The organism is Flavobacterium sp. K77 (assembly GCF_021608205.1).
In the GTDB taxonomy this organism is placed as follows: domain Bacteria; phylum Bacteroidota; class Bacteroidia; order Flavobacteriales; family Flavobacteriaceae; genus Flavobacterium; species Flavobacterium turcicum.
Window position 1 is genome coordinate 214,927 of record NZ_JAKIHO010000005.1, and the last position, 19,589, is coordinate 234,515.

The 19,589-nt window shown below is 37.5% G+C and carries 24 protein-coding genes; 8 read left to right on the forward strand and 16 right to left on the reverse strand.

The genetic code is table 11. The annotated features are described in order from the left end of the window. Window positions 1-13: 13 nt before the first annotated feature. The 3 genes from leuD (at window position 14) to leuB (ending at window position 3,441) form a co-directional block, all read left to right on the forward strand. Entirely contained in the window at window positions 14-610 is a 597-nt protein-coding gene (gene leuD / locus L1S34_RS10990) for a 3-isopropylmalate dehydratase small subunit (protein ID WP_236364060.1), read from the forward strand. Window positions 611-721: 111 nt separating this feature from the next. Further along, on the forward strand, window positions 722-2,245 hold the full coding sequence (locus tag L1S34_RS10995) for an alpha-isopropylmalate synthase regulatory domain-containing protein (protein WP_236364061.1): 1,524 nt from the start codon (window positions 722-724) through the stop codon (window positions 2,243-2,245). Window positions 2,246-2,379: 134 nt separating this feature from the next. Continuing rightward, the gene (gene leuB, locus L1S34_RS11000; protein WP_236364062.1) at window positions 2,380-3,441 is read left to right on the forward strand and encodes a 3-isopropylmalate dehydrogenase; all 1,062 of its coding nucleotides are present in this window, start codon (window positions 2,380-2,382) and stop codon (window positions 3,439-3,441) included. Window positions 3,442-3,586: 145 nt separating this feature from the next. Here the strand turns inward: leuB and L1S34_RS11005 are convergent, their stop codons facing one another. Then, complete coding sequence (locus L1S34_RS11005) at window positions 3,587-3,937, reverse strand: RNA recognition motif domain-containing protein (protein WP_166135722.1); 351 nt, start codon at window positions 3,935-3,937, stop codon at window positions 3,587-3,589. A 164-nt stretch (window positions 3,938-4,101) separates the two neighbouring features. After that, the gene (locus L1S34_RS11010; protein WP_236364063.1) at window positions 4,102-4,569 is read right to left on the reverse strand and encodes a DUF6252 family protein; all 468 of its coding nucleotides are present in this window, start codon (window positions 4,567-4,569) and stop codon (window positions 4,102-4,104) included. Window positions 4,570-4,768: 199 nt separating this feature from the next. On the opposite strand from L1S34_RS11010, the gene L1S34_RS11015 reads away from it, so the two are divergent. The 5 genes from L1S34_RS11015 (at window position 4,769) to L1S34_RS11035 (ending at window position 8,886) form a co-directional block, all read left to right on the forward strand. Then, complete coding sequence (locus tag L1S34_RS11015; protein WP_166135717.1) at window positions 4,769-5,317, forward strand: 30S ribosomal protein S16; 549 nt, start codon at window positions 4,769-4,771, stop codon at window positions 5,315-5,317. Window positions 5,318-5,332: 15 nt separating this feature from the next. Beyond that, the gene (gene rimM / locus L1S34_RS11020; RefSeq protein ID WP_166135714.1) at window positions 5,333-5,857 is read left to right on the forward strand and encodes a ribosome maturation factor RimM; all 525 of its coding nucleotides are present in this window, start codon (window positions 5,333-5,335) and stop codon (window positions 5,855-5,857) included. Window positions 5,858-5,999: 142 nt separating this feature from the next. Next, window positions 6,000-6,662 carry a tRNA1(Val) (adenine(37)-N6)-methyltransferase gene (locus L1S34_RS11025; protein WP_236364064.1) on the forward strand — a complete coding sequence of 221 codons (663 nt, stop codon included), beginning with the start codon at window positions 6,000-6,002 and terminating at the stop codon, window positions 6,660-6,662. A gap of 167 nt (window positions 6,663-6,829) precedes the next feature. Next, complete coding sequence (locus tag L1S34_RS11030; protein ID WP_210790478.1) at window positions 6,830-8,008, forward strand: acyl-CoA dehydrogenase family protein; 1,179 nt, start codon at window positions 6,830-6,832, stop codon at window positions 8,006-8,008. A gap of 92 nt (window positions 8,009-8,100) precedes the next feature. After that, window positions 8,101-8,886 carry a DUF3050 domain-containing protein gene (locus L1S34_RS11035; protein WP_166135705.1) on the forward strand — a complete coding sequence of 262 codons (786 nt, stop codon included), beginning with the start codon at window positions 8,101-8,103 and terminating at the stop codon, window positions 8,884-8,886. Window positions 8,887-8,931: 45 nt separating this feature from the next. On the opposite strand, the gene L1S34_RS11040 is transcribed toward L1S34_RS11035, so the two are convergent. From L1S34_RS11040 to L1S34_RS11105, 14 genes are all read right to left on the reverse strand, one after another. Further along, window positions 8,932-9,951 carry a hypothetical protein gene (locus L1S34_RS11040; RefSeq protein ID WP_236364065.1) on the reverse strand — a complete coding sequence of 340 codons (1,020 nt, stop codon included), beginning with the start codon at window positions 9,949-9,951 and terminating at the stop codon, window positions 8,932-8,934. Then, window positions 9,929-11,557 carry an NAD(P)-binding protein gene (locus tag L1S34_RS11045; RefSeq protein WP_236364066.1) on the reverse strand — a complete coding sequence of 543 codons (1,629 nt, stop codon included), beginning with the start codon at window positions 11,555-11,557 and terminating at the stop codon, window positions 9,929-9,931. Before L1S34_RS11045 ends, L1S34_RS11040 begins: the two co-directional genes overlap by 23 nt. Continuing rightward, window positions 11,535-13,052: a polyamine aminopropyltransferase gene (locus L1S34_RS11050; protein ID WP_236364067.1), complete on the reverse strand. Its 1,518-nt coding sequence runs from the start codon at window positions 13,050-13,052 to the stop codon at window positions 11,535-11,537. Before L1S34_RS11050 ends, L1S34_RS11045 begins: the two co-directional genes overlap by 23 nt. Next, the gene (locus tag L1S34_RS11055; protein ID WP_166135696.1) at window positions 13,045-13,260 is read right to left on the reverse strand and encodes a DUF350 domain-containing protein; all 216 of its coding nucleotides are present in this window, start codon (window positions 13,258-13,260) and stop codon (window positions 13,045-13,047) included. Before L1S34_RS11055 ends, L1S34_RS11050 begins: the two co-directional genes overlap by 8 nt. Before the next feature lie 18 nt (window positions 13,261-13,278). Continuing rightward, window positions 13,279-13,461 carry a hypothetical protein gene (locus tag L1S34_RS11060; protein WP_210790467.1) on the reverse strand — a complete coding sequence of 61 codons (183 nt, stop codon included), beginning with the start codon at window positions 13,459-13,461 and terminating at the stop codon, window positions 13,279-13,281. Window positions 13,462-13,464: 3 nt separating this feature from the next. Continuing rightward, window positions 13,465-14,679, reverse strand: coding sequence for a DUF4178 domain-containing protein (locus tag L1S34_RS11065; protein WP_236364068.1), 1,215 nt, complete (start codon window positions 14,677-14,679; stop codon window positions 13,465-13,467). Between the two features lie 4 nt (window positions 14,680-14,683). Then, window positions 14,684-15,046, reverse strand: coding sequence for an S-adenosylmethionine decarboxylase family protein (locus tag L1S34_RS11070; RefSeq protein WP_236364069.1), 363 nt, complete (start codon window positions 15,044-15,046; stop codon window positions 14,684-14,686). A gap of 122 nt (window positions 15,047-15,168) precedes the next feature. Then, window positions 15,169-15,486: a 2Fe-2S iron-sulfur cluster-binding protein gene (locus L1S34_RS11075; RefSeq protein ID WP_166135684.1), complete on the reverse strand. Its 318-nt coding sequence runs from the start codon at window positions 15,484-15,486 to the stop codon at window positions 15,169-15,171. Window positions 15,487-15,677: 191 nt separating this feature from the next. After that, window positions 15,678-15,917 carry a NifU family protein gene (locus L1S34_RS11080; protein WP_166135681.1) on the reverse strand — a complete coding sequence of 80 codons (240 nt, stop codon included), beginning with the start codon at window positions 15,915-15,917 and terminating at the stop codon, window positions 15,678-15,680. Window positions 15,918-15,986: 69 nt separating this feature from the next. Continuing rightward, window positions 15,987-17,114, reverse strand: a complete 1,128-nt coding sequence (locus tag L1S34_RS11085) for an Mrp/NBP35 family ATP-binding protein (RefSeq protein WP_236364070.1) — start codon at window positions 17,112-17,114, stop codon at window positions 15,987-15,989. Between the two features lie 165 nt (window positions 17,115-17,279). Continuing rightward, window positions 17,280-17,612 carry an MGMT family protein gene (locus tag L1S34_RS11090; RefSeq protein ID WP_210790458.1) on the reverse strand — a complete coding sequence of 111 codons (333 nt, stop codon included), beginning with the start codon at window positions 17,610-17,612 and terminating at the stop codon, window positions 17,280-17,282. A 24-nt stretch (window positions 17,613-17,636) separates the two neighbouring features. Beyond that, window positions 17,637-18,272, reverse strand: coding sequence for a LysE family transporter (locus L1S34_RS11095; RefSeq protein ID WP_236364071.1), 636 nt, complete (start codon window positions 18,270-18,272; stop codon window positions 17,637-17,639). A gap of 40 nt (window positions 18,273-18,312) precedes the next feature. Then, window positions 18,313-18,990 carry a tRNA (guanosine(46)-N7)-methyltransferase TrmB gene (trmB, locus tag L1S34_RS11100; protein WP_236364072.1) on the reverse strand — a complete coding sequence of 226 codons (678 nt, stop codon included), beginning with the start codon at window positions 18,988-18,990 and terminating at the stop codon, window positions 18,313-18,315. 76 nt (window positions 18,991-19,066) lie between these two features. Then, the gene (locus L1S34_RS11105) at window positions 19,067-19,585 is read right to left on the reverse strand and encodes a nuclear transport factor 2 family protein (RefSeq protein WP_236364073.1); all 519 of its coding nucleotides are present in this window, start codon (window positions 19,583-19,585) and stop codon (window positions 19,067-19,069) included. Between the last annotated feature and the right edge of the window lie 4 nt (window positions 19,586-19,589).

Below are 19,589 nucleotides of genomic sequence, written 5' to 3' on the forward strand. Positions count from 1 at the left end.
ATCATAAATCACAATGGCATACGATAAATTCAATATACTAACGAGCAGTGCGGTACCGCTACCGATAGAGAACGTTGATACAGACCAAATAATTCCCGCACGTTTCTTAAAAGCAACAGAGCGAGTGGGCTTTGGCGATAACCTTTTTAGAGATTGGCGTTACAACAACGACGATTCACCTAAAACCGATTTTGTGCTAAACAATCCCGTTTTTAGTGGCAAAATATTAGTTGGTGGTAAAAACTTTGGTTCGGGATCTTCTCGCGAGCACGCCGCTTGGGCTGTCTATGACTACGGGTTTCGCGCTGTAGTTTCCTCTTTTTTTGCAGATATTTTTAAAGGAAATTGCTTAAACATAGGTGTATTGCCGGTACAGGTAAGCCCTGAATTTTCAGATAAAATTTTCAAAGCAATCGAAGCCGATCCTAAAACAACCTTAGAAATCAATCTTCCTGAACAAACCATCACTTTAGTTGCTACCGGCGAAAAAGAATCCTTTGACATCAACGGATATAAAAAGAACAACATGCTAAACGGTTTTGATGACATTGATTACCTCCAAAATATCAAACAAGAAATTGTAGGTTTTGCTAGCGCACTGCCTTACTAAATAAACCAATCTTTAACGGCTAGATGATTATACAAAAATATAGTCGCCCATTACAATAATGAAACGTTTTTGGAGCAATCAAAATCCAGACAGTTGAGTAGAATCTAAAAAATGAAAAAAAGGAAAATTGAAATCATGGACACCACACTTCGCGATGGAGAACAAACATCGGGAGTGTCGTTTTCGGCCGCAGAAAAACTTACAATAGCACAACTTTTACTAGAAGAACTTCATATCGATCGCATCGAAATTGCTTCTGCACGTGTAAGCGAAGGCGAATTTCAAGGAGTAAAAGGAATTATGGCTTGGGCCAATGAAAAAAACTATACCCACCGCATCGAAGTGTTGACCTTTGTTGATGGCGGACTTTCTATTGATTGGATGTTAAAAACTGGTGCAAAGGTCCAAAATTTATTAACCAAAGGTTCATTAAATCATTTGGTTCACCAATTAAAAAAAACACCTGAACAGCATTTTGAAGAAATTGCACAAACCATTAATTTAGCCTATAAAGAAGGCATCGAAACCAATGTATATCTCGAAGATTGGTCAAACGGCATGCGAAATTCTCCAGAATATGTATTTGAATTTTTAGATTTTTTAACGCAACAAAACGTAAAACGCATTTTGTTACCAGATACATTGGGTGTTTTAATTCCATCTGAAACCGCGACTTTTATTGCACAAATCATACAAAAATATCCCAATACTCATTTTGATTTTCATGCTCATAACGACTATGATTTAAGTGTAGCCAACGTACTCGAAGCCGTCAAAGCGGGTATTCACGGCTTACATGTTACCGTAAACGGAATGGGAGAGCGTGCTGGCAATGCGCCTTTAGAAAGCACGGTTGCGGTCATCAACGATTTTTTACCCGAAATTGAAATCGGAGTAAAGGAATCTTCATTGTATTCTGTTAGCAAGCTGGTCGAAACTTTTACCGGCTACCGTATTCCTGCCAATAAACCAATTGTTGGCGATAATGTATTTACCCAAACGGCCGGAATTCATGCAGATGGTGACAATAAAAACAATTTATACTTTAACGATTTACTACCAGAACGCTTTGGGCGCCAACGCAAATATGCCTTAGGAAAAACTTCCGGCAAAGCCAATATTGAAAAAAACTTGCAAGAACTTGGCCTACAGTTGAATCCAGAAGATTTAAAACTAGTCACGCAACGTATCATTGAATTAGGCGACAAAAAAGAAACGGTCACGAAGGAAGACTTACCCTATATCATTTCTGACGTTCTTGACAGTCATTCGTACCAAGAACGTATAGTAGTCGACTCGTATATTTTATCACACGCCAAAGGGTTACGCCCTTCCACTACCCTATCATTAAAAATAAATGGCGAAATCATTGAAGAACATGCGCAAGGCGACGGGCAATTTGATGCTTTTATGAATGCTTTGGCAAAAATTTACAAAAGCAAAAACTGGACTTTGCCTACCTTAATTGATTACGCAGTGCGTATTCCACCCGGAAGTAGCTCTGATGCTCTTTGCGAAACAATTATCACTTGGGTAAATAACGGAAAAGAATTTAAAACAAGAGGATTGGATTCTGATCAAACCGTAGCCGCAATCATTGCTACTCAGAAAATGCTGAATGTAATATCTGAATAAAGATGCAAAGGATCAGTGAAGCAAAGGATCAAAATTTTTTCTTTATTGTTGTGACTCTGAACCTTTGAACCTATGAACCTTTGCAACTTTGCAACTTTGCAACTTTGAACCTTAAAACAATAAATGCTTAAAAAATGAAATTAAATATAGCCCTTTTAGCCGGAGACGGAATTGGTCCCGAAGTAATAAACGAAGCCGTAAAAGTATCCGACGCGATTGCTAAAAAATTCAATCACGAGATCACTTGGACACCCGCTCTCACAGGCGCCTGCGCTATTGACGCTGTAGGTGTGCCTTACCCTGACGAAACTCATGAAATATGTATGGCAGCTGATGCCGTTTTGTTTGGCGCAATTGGACATCCTAAATACGACAACGATCCCACAGCCAAAGTACGTCCAGAGCAAGGTTTATTGTTGATGCGTAAAAAATTAGGATTGTTCGCTAATGTACGACCTACCTTTACTTTTGCTTCGCTCATTGACAATTCGCCATTAAAAAGAGAACGTATTGAAGGAACCGACTTGGTTTTTTTAAGAGAATTAACCGGCGGTATTTACTTTGGAGAAAAAGGTCGAAAAGATGACGGAGAAACTGCTTATGACAATTGTGTTTATACAAGAGCCGAAGTAAAACGTTTGGCTAAAAAAGGGTTTGAGCTGGCAATGACTCGATCAAAAAAACTATGCTGTGTTGACAAAGCCAATGTTTTAGAAACTTCACGCCTGTGGAGAGAGACCGTTCAAGACATGGAGAAAGACTATCCAGAAGTTGAAGTTTCGTATGAATTTGTAGATGCCGTTGCTATGCGATTGGTACAGTGGCCCAACTCGTATGATGTATTGATTACCGAAAATTTATTTGGAGACATTTTAACCGATGAGGCGTCTGTAATTTCGGGATCTATGGGGTTAATGCCATCCGCATCAGTGGGCGAACACACTTCGTTGTACGAGCCAATACACGGATCGTACCCGCAAGCTACAGGTTTAAACATTGCTAATCCTTTAGCTACCATCCTATCTGCAGCAATGATGTTTGAAGATGCTTTTGGTTTAACCAAAGAAGCAGAAGCAATTCGTGCCGTAGTAAACAAATCACTTGAAGAAGGAATCGTAACAGAAGATTTGGCTGCAAAAGGAACTAAAACATATAAAACTAGCGAGGTTGGCGATTGGCTAGTAGCCAATTTATAACAAATAAAAAAGAGAGTGCTAGCAATACTAAACTTCAAAACAACACTTTTACAGCTAGCACTTATTTCTTTTTTCAACAAATTAACCGCAACAAAAAAGGTGCTCATTTTCATGAACACCTTTTTTTATATGATTGAAAAAAATATTAATATCTTCCTCTGTCTCCACCACGGCTATCTCCACCACGGTTGTTTCCGTAACCACCGCGTGAATCACCACCACGGTTGTTGTTAAAACTTCTTCTTTCACCTTCTGGTTTAGGCTCAGATTTGTTTACAACAATTGCACGTCCTTGAACAGTCGCTCCGTTCAATTCGTCAATAGCTTTTTGAGCATCGTCATCATTTGGCATCTCAACAAAACCGAATCCCTTACTTCTTCCTGTAAATTTATCTGAGATAATTTTAACTGAATCTACTGCTCCGTAAGCCTCGAAAGACTCTCTTAAATCTGCTTCCTCAATACTGAATGGAAGGCTTCCAACAAAAATGTTCATATGTACTTATTTAAATAATACAACAAATGTAGTGCTAATTTTCTCTAATCTACTACATATTAGCTTATTTGTGATTTTATTTTAATACGTTCAACAAAACAGTTCTCATAAAGCTCACTCGAAGTACTTAAAAAACACTTTACCTTTTCGCTATATAACGATACTTATTTAATTGGTATTTTATAAAAAACACCTTCTCTGAAAACCACGGTGTTTCCCACCAGAGGACTTCCGCTTGCACTTTCAACGCTGCAACGAAATGTTCCCGAAACAGTTTTAGCAGCTGTATCATACTCGGTAATTACAATTTGACCACTTGCAGCATTAGTTCCTGTTTCATATTCAAATTGACCTTCAGGAGCTATAATTTTATAAGTGACATTACTGGCATTTCCATCTCCCAAAACATAACGTTTTATGGCAGTCTCAGCCGTTTGCAATTGAAAGACCTCGTCTCTTGTTTGTCCCTCAATTAATAAGGAACCATCGGCTTGAACACTAGCTGTTGTATTCAACGCTCGCCAAAAAACATTGTCTTTTAGTGCCTGCATCGAAGGATTATTAAAACGAATATCCTCTTCACAACTAGATAAAACTAATAGAAGAAACAGCAGAACCGAAATTTTTTTCATTTTTAAATGCTTTTGAAAAACAAAAATAAAACAATACTGCATTAAAAAGCATAAAACAACTGGTCTTTTTATAAAATCGCTACGCTAACCAACTCAACTTCATAAAATTATTAGTAACAGTAGTATTTATCTAGAAAAAATGTATCTTTGCACCCTTAATTAATCGAGGTCGAGTACCTCAAAATTTAATCACACGATTATGTCAGTAAAAATTAGATTACAAAGACACGGTAAAAAACAAAAACCTTTTTACTGGGTTGTAGCTGCAGATGCACGCTCAAAAAGAGATGGTAAATACCTTGAAAAAATTGGTACTTACAATCCAAACACAAACCCTGCAACTATCGAATTAAATTTAGATAGCGCTGTAAAATGGTTGCACAATGGTGCACAGCCAACTGATACTGCTAGAGCAATCCTTTCTTACAAAGGAGCTTTATTGAAGCACCACCTTGATGGAGGTATTCGTAAAGGAGCTTTAACTCAAGAACAAGCTGATGCTAAATTAGCTGCTTGGTTAGAGGCAAAAGCTGGTAAAGTTGATGCTAAAAAAGAAGGTTTAACAAAAGCGCAAGCTGATGTTAAAGCAAAAGCATTAAAAGCAGAACAAGAAGTTAACGCTAAACGTTTAGCTGCTGCTGCACAAGCAGAGGCTGACGCAATTGCTGCTGCAACTCCTGCAACTGAAGAAGTTGAAGCTGAAGAAGCTCCAGCAACTGAAGAAAACAACGAAACTACTGAAGCATAATTTTAGCTAGCGACGATGCGTAAAGAAGATTGTTTCTACTTAGGTAAAATCGCTAAAAAATTTAGTTTCAAAGGGGAAGTTCTTGCCTATTTAGACACGGACGAACCCGAGTTATACGAAAATCTGGAATCAGTGTTTGTTGAATGCAACAAACACTTGGTTCCTTTTTTTATTGAAAGCAGTTCGCTGCACAAAAATGACTTTCTTCGCATTCGTTTTGAAGATGTCAATACTGAGGAAGACGCCGATGCTATTGTTGGCAACGACTTATATTTGCCTCTAAAAATGTTACCAAAACTTAGCGGTAACAAATTCTATTTTCATGAAGTAATTGGTTTTGAAGTTGAAGACAAACGCCTTGGCGTTGTTGGAAAAATCGAATCAATCAACGACACTACCGCACAACCTCTATTTGAAGTGCTCAACAAAGGAACTGAAATCTTAATCCCTATGATTGACCATTTTTTGGTTAAGATAGATCGTGAAAACAAAAAAGTGATCATGGATTTACCAGAAGGATTAATTGAAATGTACCTTTAATTTATTTTTTTGAACCATTAAGAAATTAAGGTTCATTAAGTTTTTCTCTCAATTCCCTTAATTTCTTAATGGTTTAATTTATCTTATTTTCATGTCTAATTTCCAATTCAAACAATTTGCTGTTGAACAAGACCGATGTGCTATGAAAATTGGCACTGATGGAGTTCTTCTTGGCGCTTGGACTCCAATAAGTAATAATCCTTTTAGTATTTTGGATATTGGTGCCGGAACTGGAATCATTGCATTGATGCTTGCGCAAAGAAGCAACGCAGAGCAAATTGACGCTTTAGAGATTGACGAGGATGCGTATGAGCAAGCAACAGATAATTTCGAAAATTCGCCTTGGAGCGATCGGTTATTTTGTTATCATGCTGGTCTAGATGAATTTGTTGAAGAACCCGAAGACGAGTACGATGTAATTGTTTCTAACCCACCATTTTATACCGAGGACTACAAAACAGAAAATGAGCAGCGTGATTTGGCCCGTTTTGCTGATGCTATGCCTTTTGAAGAATTAATTGAGGCTGCAGATTTATTACTTTCTGAAAACGGAATATTCGCCGTTATCATTCCTCACAAAGAAGAAGAAAACTTTATTGCTTTGGCCTACGAATACGAGTTATATCCTTTAAAAATTACTCGTATCAAAGGAACACCAACCACTGAAATCAAACGAAGTTTACTCGCATTTACTCGAAAAGAAACTCCTAATTTTGCAGTTGACGAATTAATTATCGAAACCGCAAGACACATATATACTCCAGAATACATTGCCTTGACTAAGGATTTTTATTTGAAGATGTAAAAACCTTCGTTTAAACAAATCCCAAATTTTCAAATTGCGCAATGTATTTGACTCATTGTTTGTACTTTTAGAGCCAATATTAGTCTCAGGATATAAAAATATAACAATTGTAAATGGTTTTGTTATATTTCTTTATGTAAATTTGTAGCTATAAAAAGTACTAAACCATGAAACCAGACTTATTTCAATCACCAGATTATTATAACTTAGACGATTTACTAACCGAAGAACACAAACTAGTGCGCGATTCTGCACGTGCTTGGGTAAAAAAAGAAGTGTCGCCTATTATTGAAGACTACGCACAACGTGCTGAATTCCCGAAACAAATTATCAAAGGTTTAGGTGAAATTGGTGGTTTTGGTCCGTACATTCCTGTTGAATATGGCGGTGCTGGTTTAGACCAAATTTCATACGGTTTGATAATGCAAGAAATTGAGCGCGGAGATTCTGGTGTTCGTTCTACTTCATCTGTTCAATCATCGTTAGTAATGTATCCTATTTGGAAATATGGTAACGAAGAGCAACGCATGAAATATTTACCAAAATTAGCTACGGGAGAATACATGGGTTGTTTTGGCTTGACCGAACCTGATCATGGATCAAATCCTGGTGGGATGACAACCAACTTTAAGGACATGGGCGACCATTACCTTTTAAATGGTGCTAAAATGTGGATTTCTAATGCACCGTTTGCTGATATTGCCGTAGTTTGGGCTAAAAATGAAGAGGGTAGAATTCACGGTTTGATTGTAGAGCGTGGTATGGAAGGTTTTACCACTCCAGAAACGCATAACAAATGGTCGCTTCGTGCATCATCTACAGGAGAATTAATTTTTGACAACGTAAAGGTTCCAAAAGAAAATCTTTTACCAAATAAATCTGGTTTAGGCGCACCACTAGGTTGCCTAGACTCGGCTCGTTACGGAATTGCATGGGGTGCTATTGGTGCTGCTATGGATTGCTACGATACTGCTTTGCGTTATGCTAAAGAAAGAATTCAGTTTGACAAACCGATTGCGGGAACCCAATTGCAACAAAAGAAATTGGCTGAAATGATTACCGAAATCACCAAAGCACAGTTACTAACTTGGAGACTTGGTGTTTTAAGAAACGAAGGAAGAGCTACTACAGCACAAATTTCCATGGCCAAAAGAAACAACGTTGAAATGGCTATCAATATAGCTCGTGAAGCCCGACAAATCCTAGGCGGAATGGGAATTACAGGTGAATACTCTATCATGCGCCACATGATGAATTTAGAATCTGTAATTACATACGAAGGAACACACGATATTCACTTACTTATAACAGGTATGGACATCACCGATATTCCAGCTTTTAAGTAGTAATAAACGTTTATTAAAGTATACTTAAAAATGATAATAGAAGCTTCTTGGAAACAAGAAGCTTTTTTATCTTTACAAAAAAAATCCTGCACATGAATATTGCTACCATCAACAATAGTATTCAGCCCCAAAAAGAACTATTGTTACAACATTCGCTCTATAATAAAGTAAAAACAATTGCTGATTTACAATGTTTTCTAGAAAACCATGTTTACGCAGTTTGGGACTTTATGTCGCTTTTAAAGGCATTACAATCTAAATTGACTTGTACCTCTACTCCTTGGTTTGCTACACCAAATCCGGAAACGAGATATTTAATCAATGAAATCGTGTTGGCGGAAGAGTCTGATTTGACTTTAGACGGAAAGCGTTCTAGCCATTACGAAATGTATATCGAAGCAATGGAAGCGTGCCAAGCAGACACCAATGGCATCAAAGCTTTTTTACAAGAAGTAGATTCGTTAAAAAACATTTTTGTTGCGATTAAAACAAGTAATCTTCACCCCAACATAAAAGCATTTTTAGACTTTACTTTCCGAGTTATTGAAGAAGGAAAAGCACATGAGATTGCAGCAGCTTTTACTTTTGGAAGAGAGGATTTGATTCCGAGTATGTTTACTGAAATCTTGAGAAATTTTCAAGCTAACTTCCCAGAAACAGACTTAAGCAAACTCATCTATTATTTTGAAAGACACATTGAACTTGATGCCGACGAACATGGACCTATGGCAATGACAATGATCACTGAATTGTGTGGTAATGATGCTCAAAAATGGTCAGATGTTGAAGAAGTATCGAAGCAAGCATTAGAAAAACGCATCGGGCTTTGGGATGCCATCGAAGAGCAATTACAAGTCGAACACTTGATGACAACTTAAAATAACGCAAAAAGTCCTGATTCGTCAGGGCTTTTTTTTTGGAGTTTATTTATTGGATTTCCAAATAAATCCGTCTAAGAGATAATGGGTAAATTGAGGAACTGTCAATAAAGGAACGATTATAATTTGCCATTGTGCCATATCCAAACTAGGACTTGAAAAATATTCCTGCCAAACCAAAACTTCCCATAGATATTCTTCTGAAAAGGCTATCAATACCAACACTCCGATAAAAACAAGCCAACCTTTACCACCTTTGGCAAAAGCTACAATTCCAGACCCGCGGCTTTGCTTAAGATGTATTTCGTTAAGATAAATCAGCGCCATATACGGAATTCCGTGCGCTACTACATTCAGCAAAGTGAAAATGAGATCATTGTTGTAATACACAATTCCTAAATACCAAGATAAAAATGTACCTACAATAATTGCATTTTTTGGAAAATTAAAAAACTTTTGTTGGTAGGATTGAAAAGCCGTTCGAAGCACATAAAACAAGAGAACAAAGCCATAAATCCATCCCAATACTTCGAGAGCGAAACTGTTTTCTACTCTAAAAAAATCATGTTCAGTAAACCATGTAAAAGCACGTGGACTTGATAAAAACCAGTACAACATCGGGTACACCGTTGCGGTATAAATAAACAAATTATCAAAAAACACAGTCCACTTTGTTTTAACTTCTAAACGTGAATACAGCCGCATGAAACCATATTGTTGCCTGATAAAATGAAATACAGCAATGTAAGCCAAACACGACCAAAAAACAGTACTACCAAAACTAAAAAGCAGCATCCCAATCAAAAAACACACTAAAGGTAAAACCAGCAACAACGTACGTCGCGCCCTGAACGCATCAGGTACAAAATACGTTTTAAAAAGTGTAGCATAAACGTGCGCTACATCTATAAAAACAATCAAAAAAAGCCAGGTATAAAAAGAATATTGGTCCTCAATAACTCGGAAGGAATCATGAAAAATAATGACCAACAACGATACAAAAAAAGCTGGAGCCAATATAAAAACACCATCTGTAAGTGGCTTATGTATCCAAGGTTGACGCATCGAGTATTTGATTTACGGCTTGAATGCCTTGATGAAACGCTTCTTCAAAAATAGAAATTCCAGCCAGATCAGAGTGAGCAAAGAAAATACGATTAGCTATAGCTTTAGACGCTTCTTCTTTGGCTTTGCCAAAAATAAATCCCGGAACCGGACTAATCATTCCGTGACCCAAAAGGTGAACATTAATTTCTTCTGTTTTCGATTCAATATCTGGATGAGCCAGACGCAAATCGTCAAAAACTAATTTTTTCCAATGTTCTTTGTTTTTAAAATACAATTCCTTTCGGCTTTTGGCGCAATTATCACTTGAAAAACTATAGTAATAAGTAATCACTTTTTTAGCATGCACTTGCTGCACGGATTGCTGTTGGTCGTAAATATACCCCAAGCCTTTAGCACCTTGAATAACATTATCCCAACACAAAGGATAACTGCCATTATCAACCAAATCAGTGACTACCAAAGTGGCCAACAACCAGGGTGCATAATGAAAATCTTGAGCCATTTTTTTACGATCAGGAAGCAAGTATTGATTAACAAATTGCGGACAAGCCATAATGACTTTTTCGGCGGTAATTTGAATCGATTTATTGTTCACAGCATCAAAAACCGTTACTCCAACGACATTTTCATCGGGAGTTATTTCGTATACCAAATGCGATTGTAAACTTTTACCTTTTACATATTTTTTCAAGTGTTGCGCCAATCGGGCATTGCCTTCGGGCCAAGTCAAAACAGTATCAGCGCCATTGGGAGTACTGTCGTGTTTTCGCCCTGCAAAATAATGAATTCCCGCCCAAGCAGAAACAAATTCGATTCCCAAACCAAAATCGTCTCTACAACAATAATTGACATATTCTAAAAGCAAAGGCGAGGTAAATTCCTGCTGCGAGCACCACGCGACCATCGTCATTTGGTCAAGCGCGCGTGTCTTACCATCAATCGAAGATTTCACCAAAGGAATATCAAAAAGATATCTCCCATCTGCACCTTTAGCAATTCGAAACTTTTCCATTTGCTCAAAAAAACGCTGCATTTGCGCTTCATCCTGTGGTCTATTCCCAATTCGGGGCAGCAATCCTTCTTGCCAACTGTTTCTGTAAAATAAACGTTCGCTCGGGGCAAATGTCAACTGAGCCTCATCAAAAATAGGGAAACCTTGGGAATCAAAACCCTGAATAATATTTTCTTCCTGCAAAAACTGCAGTAATTTAGTATCTGATTTATTGGGCAAAGGCAAATAATGCGCTCCCAAAGGGAACTTTGAATATTGGTTTTCGCCGTTTGATGAATTGCCTCCGACTTCTTTTTCAAGTTCAACGAGCAAAAAATCAGTTTCACCTCGTTTACTGAATTCTCGTGCGGCACTCAAACCAGAAATCCCTCCTCCAACAATAAGGTATTTTACTTTTAATTGTTCGCTTACCTTAGGGAAATTCTTGGTGCGTAAGCGGTGCCCTACAATATAATTAGTTCCTGTGATCCGAAATATAACTGACAGTGCCTTCTCTTTACACGCTTGCAAAAAGGGAGTAATCAAAACTACAGCTGCAGCTGATTTTAAAAAAAATCTCCTCGAGAACTTATAATTTTCCCCACTCTTCATCAAAATAGCGTACTAAGATTTGGTTGTCTAAACGATTAATTTCGACTTCATTTGAAATCATATCTTTAGCAAAATAATTGAATTGGTCGAACTGGTAATTGTAAAAACGCAGCTTTTCAGCTCGTCTGTTTACGGAATTAAAAGTAGTTTCGAAACTGTTGATTGCAATCGAAAATCCCCATTCGCCAAACGAAGGTACATACGCGTGATAGGCATCTACCTGAGGGAAAGTTTCGGCCAAGGTTTTGTTGATACACCAAAAAGACTTCGGCGCAAAAAACGGAGAAGTAGTTTGCACCACGATTACCGCATCTTTAGCCAAAATCGATTTTATAGTGTTGTAAAAGTTTAAAGAATACAATTTGCCCAAGCTGTAATTAGACGGATCCGGAAAATCAATCACCACGACATCAAACTTTGATTGGGTACTTTTGGCCCAAACAAAAGCGTCTTGATTCAAAACCTGTACCTTCGGATCGTTTAGTGCATTTTCATTAAAACCAGTCAAAATAGAATTGGTTTTGAATAATTTAGTCATCCCCTCATCTAAATCTACCAGAGTAATTTTTTGAACTTCGGGATATTTCAAAATTTCGCGAACCGCAAGTCCGTCGCCACCGCCAAGCACTAAAATATTTTTGGCATTTTTAGCCATAGCCATTGCAGGATGCACCAAGGCTTCATGATAGCGGTACTCATCTTTAGAACTGAATTGTAAATTGTTGTTCAAATACAAGCGGTAATCACTTTTATTATGCGTTAGCACAATGCGTTGGTAAGGCGTTGTGTTGGAGTAAATGATATTTTCGCCGTACAAATTACCTTCTGTGTAAGACAAAATCGAATCAGAAAAAAAAGCGACTACAACTAAAGTTACAAAAGCACCAATAGCTTTAAATCGCAATAAATACACATTTTTAAGCTCTTTCTTTAAGCTAAAGCACAATACAATAGCAATACTGATATTGATCATTCCGAAGAACAAAGACGTGCCCATAATTCCCAATTTGGGTACCAATACCAGCGGAAATAAAATAGAAGCCAACAGCGCTCCGATGTAATCAAAAGTAAAAACATTGGATACTAAATCTCTAAATGCCACTTTATCTTTGAGGATATTCATCAAAAGCGGAATTTCGAGCCCAACCAAACAACCCGTGATAAAAACCAACAAGTACAAAATGAGCTGAAAAGAATATACACTTTCGAACAATAAAAAAAGCACTACCGAACTCAAACCGCCAATAAGACCAACGAGAATTTCGATTTCAACGAAGGTATTAAGCATGTTTTTGGTTAAAAACTTCGCAAAATAAGAACCCACTCCCATTGCAAATAAGTACACCCCAATAATGAACGAAAATTGTTTTACAGAATCGCCAAGCAAATAACTCGCCAAAGTACCGGCCACAAGTTCATAAACCAGTCCGCAGGTTGCGATGGTAAAAACAGCAAAAAGAAGTAAATATTCAAATTTTAAAAATTTTTTACCCATGAATTGCGGCACTAATAATCATAGAGAATCCAATAATAAGTGCACCAAAAACAATGGCAACGGCTGTGTTATTCTTTTCGGTAATTTCTTTCCAAGTATTTTCAGGAGTTAGTTTCTCGATGATGAAATAAGCAATTAAAAGAATTACAATTCCTAAAAGCGAGAATACCAAAGAGTTTAAAATAGGTTTTGATGTAAGAAAGTCCATAGGTTGAAATTTTAAAAGTTATTTATGATAAAAACGGTTAATGCTACCGCGTGCATTTGACTCGGGTTTGTATTTTTCGGTTGATTCGCAATCGCACAACTGATTTCCTGAGGTATTATAGTACACAAACAAGAGGTAAAAAAACAAACCAATACCCAATGACAAGTAGTTATTTTTAATGTAGTTTAGTATATTTTCCATGCTTTATGAGTTGTATTCAGAGTAACTACTATCTGCCCAGCGGCGTTCTTCGAAATTGCGTTCTAAGTAAAATAAGCCAACCAAAACCACAATCATGCAAATTAACACAATCCAGATGTTGCGTGATGAAGGTTCGCTCCAAACTGCTTTCACTTTGATAAAATCGCTGGTTACATCTTCAGGAGCTTTCATCGAGCTGATTGTTAAATGGTATTGACCTGCTGGCACACCACACAAATTAAAACTCTCGCTATTTGAACCTTCGGACCAGGATTCGCCTTCGGTATAACCAGAATAGTATTCAATGTCTTTGCTGGCATAAACCTCATCGCCTGTTTTTTCGTTGACCAAAGCCACTTGTACATTCACCCACGAATTACTTACAGGTGCATACAATTCAACCGAGAGTGGCGCCGCACTACCTTGAAGGGTAAAACTTGGACTAACAAAATCTTTAGTCGTCGCGCTAGCCAAAGGCAACTGCGTATCGAGGACATTGGCTGCCACTCGATCCTTATTGAAGTACCAATTCGATATTACAGTTAACAGCGCCACTACACAAAAAGTGATTGCCAATTGACGCAAATCAATCAGGAATGGTTGCACCAAACCTACCCCTGCTTTATTGGGTAAAGTTGGGTTATCAAAAGCTTTTTTGACTGCTGATTTTTTGATGTGCTCGCCTTTGCAGGCAGTTTGTCCATTTGATTTTCGTTCAAAGGACAAAAGAAAAGGAGGATTAATATACTCAATCAACTCAGCCTTTTCGAAGATATCAAAATCAAAAAAACCACGAGCGGCTCTCAGTTTTGGATACGAATACGAATAACAGCTATAGCTTAAATCTTCATAGTCAACTGTTCTTGGATGGTTGCCAACCTTTGTATCTAACTGAATTTCTTCAAGCCAAATCCAATGACCTGCAGCTTCTGATAAGTATGCAAAATCATCTTTGCTTTGCAACTGATACTCTGCCCATTCAAAACCGTCGTATTCTTTTATGAGTAAACCCGTAACGGTGTACTCTTTATCATTAAAAACACCTATTTGACCTACCTCCAAATGTTCATCAAAAACAAAAGGCCTTAGTTGGTCCTTAAATCGCAAACCATCTCGATCTTGATACACGTATACGCAATTAGTACATGCGTATATGTTGACATCAAAATTCAAATCCAACTTAGTGGTATGGTTGCAATTGCTACAAGTAACCTCCATACTATTATCTATTAATTTCGAAGTCTTTTAAAACAATTCCTTGAAAATATTCCACATACTGCGCCATTACTGCTTTGACTTTTTGGGTATTATCCTGTAAATAATTGCACAAATACACATCAAGAGTAAGTTGATTGAATTCGGGCCAAGTATGAATGCAAATGTGAGATTCTTTGAGGCAAACAGCTATGGTGAAACTATCGTTCTCGAAATCATGCACCACAGCACCTACTTTTTCGAGGGCGTGTTGTTGCAAAACAGCATCAGTAAAAGCCATGAAACCGGCGCTATTAGTGAGCTTGGATGCGTCAGGAACGCTTAAGGTGACTAGTTTGTGCAATCCTGGCGAATAAGAAGTAAGCTCCATAGCGGTTATTAGAAATTGAAAATCAAAAAAATATTGTACGAATATATCTCTTTCAATTGAATAAAAAAAGCCTCAAAATATTTTTACATATTTTGAGGCTCTACCTTTTATTTTGATTGCTTTTAATATTCTGGTGCCAATTCGAGTTCTAAACCTTCTAAGTCCTCCGTGATTGGAATTTGACAACCCAAACGGCTATTTGACTTTACATAAAACGCTTCGGATAACATGGCTTCTTCATCATCGCCCATTTCTGGCAAAGGCACTTCGTTTAAAACGTAGCATTGACAAGAGGCACACATGGCCATACCACCGCAAGTTCCTTCAACTGGCAATTCGTAGGCTTTACAAAGCTCCATGATATTCATTGCCATATCCGTTGGTGCTTGTAGTTCGTGAACAACTCCTTCTCTGTCTTTGATTTTGATTAATACGTCCATGTTATTGGTTTTGTGTGTGTTTTACAAATTTTGATTGGTATTGGGGTTCGCGTAAAGGATGACAGCGGCATCCTTTTATGGAGCCTGCGGAATAAAAGATACAGCGAACAGCCTGACCGTTTTATAAAAATAGGCCCTTCAGTACAATTACCGTTGGCCTATTTTTATAAAAGGGTTACGCCCAAATGCCTCTATAAAATATTGACAACTGTTTCTATTTGCGGTGCAAATTTTTTGATTGTAGTTTCAACGCCGGCGCGCAAAGTCATTTGATTGACGCTACATGCGGTACAAGCACCTTCAAGACGGACTTTTACGTGCTTGTCATCTTCGATAGAAATAAGTGTAATATCGCCACCATCGGAATTTAAAAAAGGTCTAATTTCCTCGAGCGCTTTTTGAACTTCAATTGTTAATTCTTCTGTTGTCATTTTCTTTGTTTAAAGATTGTAAGATTAGAAAATTGAAAGATTGAAAATCATTTTCAAAAGTTTCTAATTTTATTTTTTTACAGCAGAACAACCTGCCATTGTTGTAATTTTTACTGCTTCGGTAGCTGGTAAACTTTCGTTTCTTGCCACTACTTCGCGCACTACGTTACGAGTCACTTCGTCAAAAATGTTTTCGACAGGTGAAGCAATTTGCATAGCCGCTGGACGTCCGTAATCACCAGCTTCACGAATAGATTGTACGATTGGAATTTCACCTAAAAATGGAACTCCTAAATCGTCTGCCAGGTTTTTAGCACCTTCTTGACCAAAAATATAATATTTGTTATCAGGCAATTCAGCTGGTGTGAAATACGCCATGTTTTCGATAATTCCTAAAACTGGTACATTGATCGCTTCTGACAAGAACATCGAAACTCCTTTTTTAGCATCGGCCAAAGCTACTGCTTGCGGAGTACTCACGACTACTGCTCCTGTAATTGGCAATGATTGTACGATAGAAAGGTGAATATCACCTGTTCCTGGAGGTAAATCAAGTAACATAAAGTCTAATTCTCCCCAATCAGCATCAAAAATCATTTGGTTTAATGCTTTTGAAGCCATTGGACCTCTCCAGATTACGGCTTGACTTGGAGAAGTAAAGAACCCGATGGAAAGTATTTTTACTTCATAACTTTCGATTGGTTTCATTTTTGACTTGCCATCAACCGTTACTGAAACTGGTTTTTCACTCTCGACATCAAACATAATTGGCATCGATGGTCCGTAGATATCAGCATCAAGAACACCTACCGAAAAGCCCATTTTTGCAAGCGTTACAGCCAAGTTTGCAGTTACAGTAGATTTTCCTACTCCACCTTTTCCTGAGGCTACTGCAATAATATTTTTGATTCCAGGAATCGATTTTCCCTTAATTTCAGGCTTATCAGCAACCTCAACTTTGGTGTTGATTTTAACTTTAGCTTCGGGCGAAACTTTTTCTAGGATTGTTTTTTTAATATCGTCTTCGGCTCTTTTTTTGATGTGCATTGCAGGCGTGTGCAATACTAAATCAACAACAACTTCATCTCCAAAAGTGATAACATTGGTAATAGCACCACTTTCAACCATATTTTTACCTTCGCCGGCAATGGTAATGGTCTCTAACGCTTTAAGAATTTCTTTTCTATCTAATTTCATTTCTAATTCGCTGTTTTCTATTGGCATTTGCATACCAGAACATTATCTTTATTTAAACTGATTTCAGATTGCAAATATAGCATGAAAAGTTCTTATTTTAAAGGATTTGTATCGCATTTATTGATGCGTACATTAGTGCGTGCTATGAGGGAGTTATGCTAGAAATTATTCTTCTGTTGGGATTGTTGGCGTCCAGAAATGAGCCTCAAAATCAACAATTTGGTTGTCGCGTACTTCAATACCTTCGTTTTCTAACAATTGTTGCATTAAGTTGGATCCGTCAAAATGCATTTTGCCAGTAAGCAAACCGTTTCTGTTCACTACACGATGCGCAGGCACATCTTCAAGCGTATGCGAAGCATTCATGGCCCAACCTACCATTCGGGATGATTGTGCCGAACCCAACGCTCTAGCAATGGCGCCGTAGGAAGTCACTTTTCCGTATGGAATTTGTCGAACTACGTCGTAAACTCTTTCAAAAAAATTTTCGTTTGCCATGCTTTTGATTGCTAAAAAAACAGTTTACCCAAAGTAATATCGAACAATATTTACGAGTGTAAAAAGCGCTATTAAACCAGTGATTGTACCGATGATTCCGTTCATGTTGCGCATCAAGAAGTCTGTCTTGTTTTGGATTTTTTGAAAAAAAGTAATGTAAAAATAAAACACCAAAAAAGAACCAGAAACAACACCCGCCACAAAAGTAAAAACATGGGTAGCCTCAAAGTAAAAAAGATTGTAAGAAGCCAGCGTAATACTAACAAAAACGTAATACGGAATAGGAAAAAAATTGAGCGCCGAAAGTAGCATACCGAGAAAAAAGCGAGTGGAGGTACTTCGTTTTTTGATGCTTCCCTTTTTTTTGACTGGCTTTTTGGCAATGAACAAAAAATAAACCGTAAGCACAGCAAAAATCCCGAAACCTACCTCACGCAATAGCACGACCACATCTGGGCGTTCTTTGATAAATCGTGCAAAAAAAATAGCTAAAGATGCCTGAAAAAAAATGATGATCACCGCACCTAGAACAAACCAGTAAGCACTACTTTTTCCTTCTTTCAGGTTCACTTTTGCCGCCGTCATGTTGATTAAACCGGGAGGAGTAATACCTACGAAAGCGGTTATAAAACCCAAAATTAAGGAAGTGATTAAATTCATAGGCACAAAAAGAGATTCAAAATCGCAGTCAAATATAAGACTATTCTTTGATTCTGAATCGAATATAGGTAATTGCTTTATTAATTTCTAAGTATTGTTTCTCGTAAAAGGTCTGAAAAGCAGTAACTTCTTCCGGACTACCTTCATTTCTGTACACATTGTGATTTGCATATAAAACCTCGTGACCTTCGCCGTGCAACAATCCTAAAGTGTATCCGTGCATGAATTCACTATCGGTTTTTAAGTTTACAACTCCATCTTTTTTGAGAATTTTTTTATACAATTGTAAGAACTCTGAATTTGTCATTCTGTGTTTTGTACGCTTGTATTTGATTTGTGGGTCTGGAAAAGTAATCCAAATTTCATCAACTTCGTTTTCGGCAAAAATATGATTGATCAACTCAATTTGAGTTCGGATGAAGGCTACATTATACAAACCTGTTTCAACAGCTGTTTTGGCACCACGCCAAAAACGCGCGCCTTTGATATCAATTCCGATGAAATTTTTGTTTGGGTAACGTTCAGCCAAGCCAACAGAGTACTCTCCTTTTCCGCACCCTAATTCGAGTACCAAAGGATTATCGTTTTTGAAAAAGTCGGTATTCCATTTTCCTTTCAACGGAAATAAATCGCCTACTACTTCTTCTCTAGTTGGTTGAAAAACATTGTTGAATGTTTCGTTTTCCTTAAATCTCTTTAATTTATTTTTGCTTCCCACTTTTCTTAAAATATTTATGCTTCGTACCGTTCGATTTGACGGTTTCAGCTGGCAAAATTAAGGAAATATATATGAACTATTTGCCTTTTTTGGATTGAAGTGTTTTCAAAAGAGCATCTTCGGTAGCTGATTTGGCTTGAATTACCGTGTTCGAATGTTCATTTGGTACCGTCATTGACAAAACGTATTGTTTTATTTTCCATTGCCCATCCACTTTGACCAAAACTCCTGAACCTCTGCAAATTTTCATTTGAGTGTTTAATAATTCGTCAAACCAAGCTAGATTTCCGCTGGCATCAAAAAAAACATGACGCTCCACAGCGGTAAAACTCCACGCCTTTCCTTTGTCAAAATGTGGTTTGGCATAGGCTTGAAAATCTTTTTTGTTCCAATTTTCAGTTGCATCAGTGCCAATAAATACGGCATCTTCAGCTAGAGCTTCAAAATAATCCGTAAAGCTAGCCTTTGCGGCTGCTTGATGCCAATTGTCTAAAACTTGGTTGACCTCAGTCGTTGCATTTTTTGAAGATGAAATATTGGTTTTACATCCCAAAACCATCAATAACAGTACAGGTAATAGTAATTTAAAGCGCATCTGA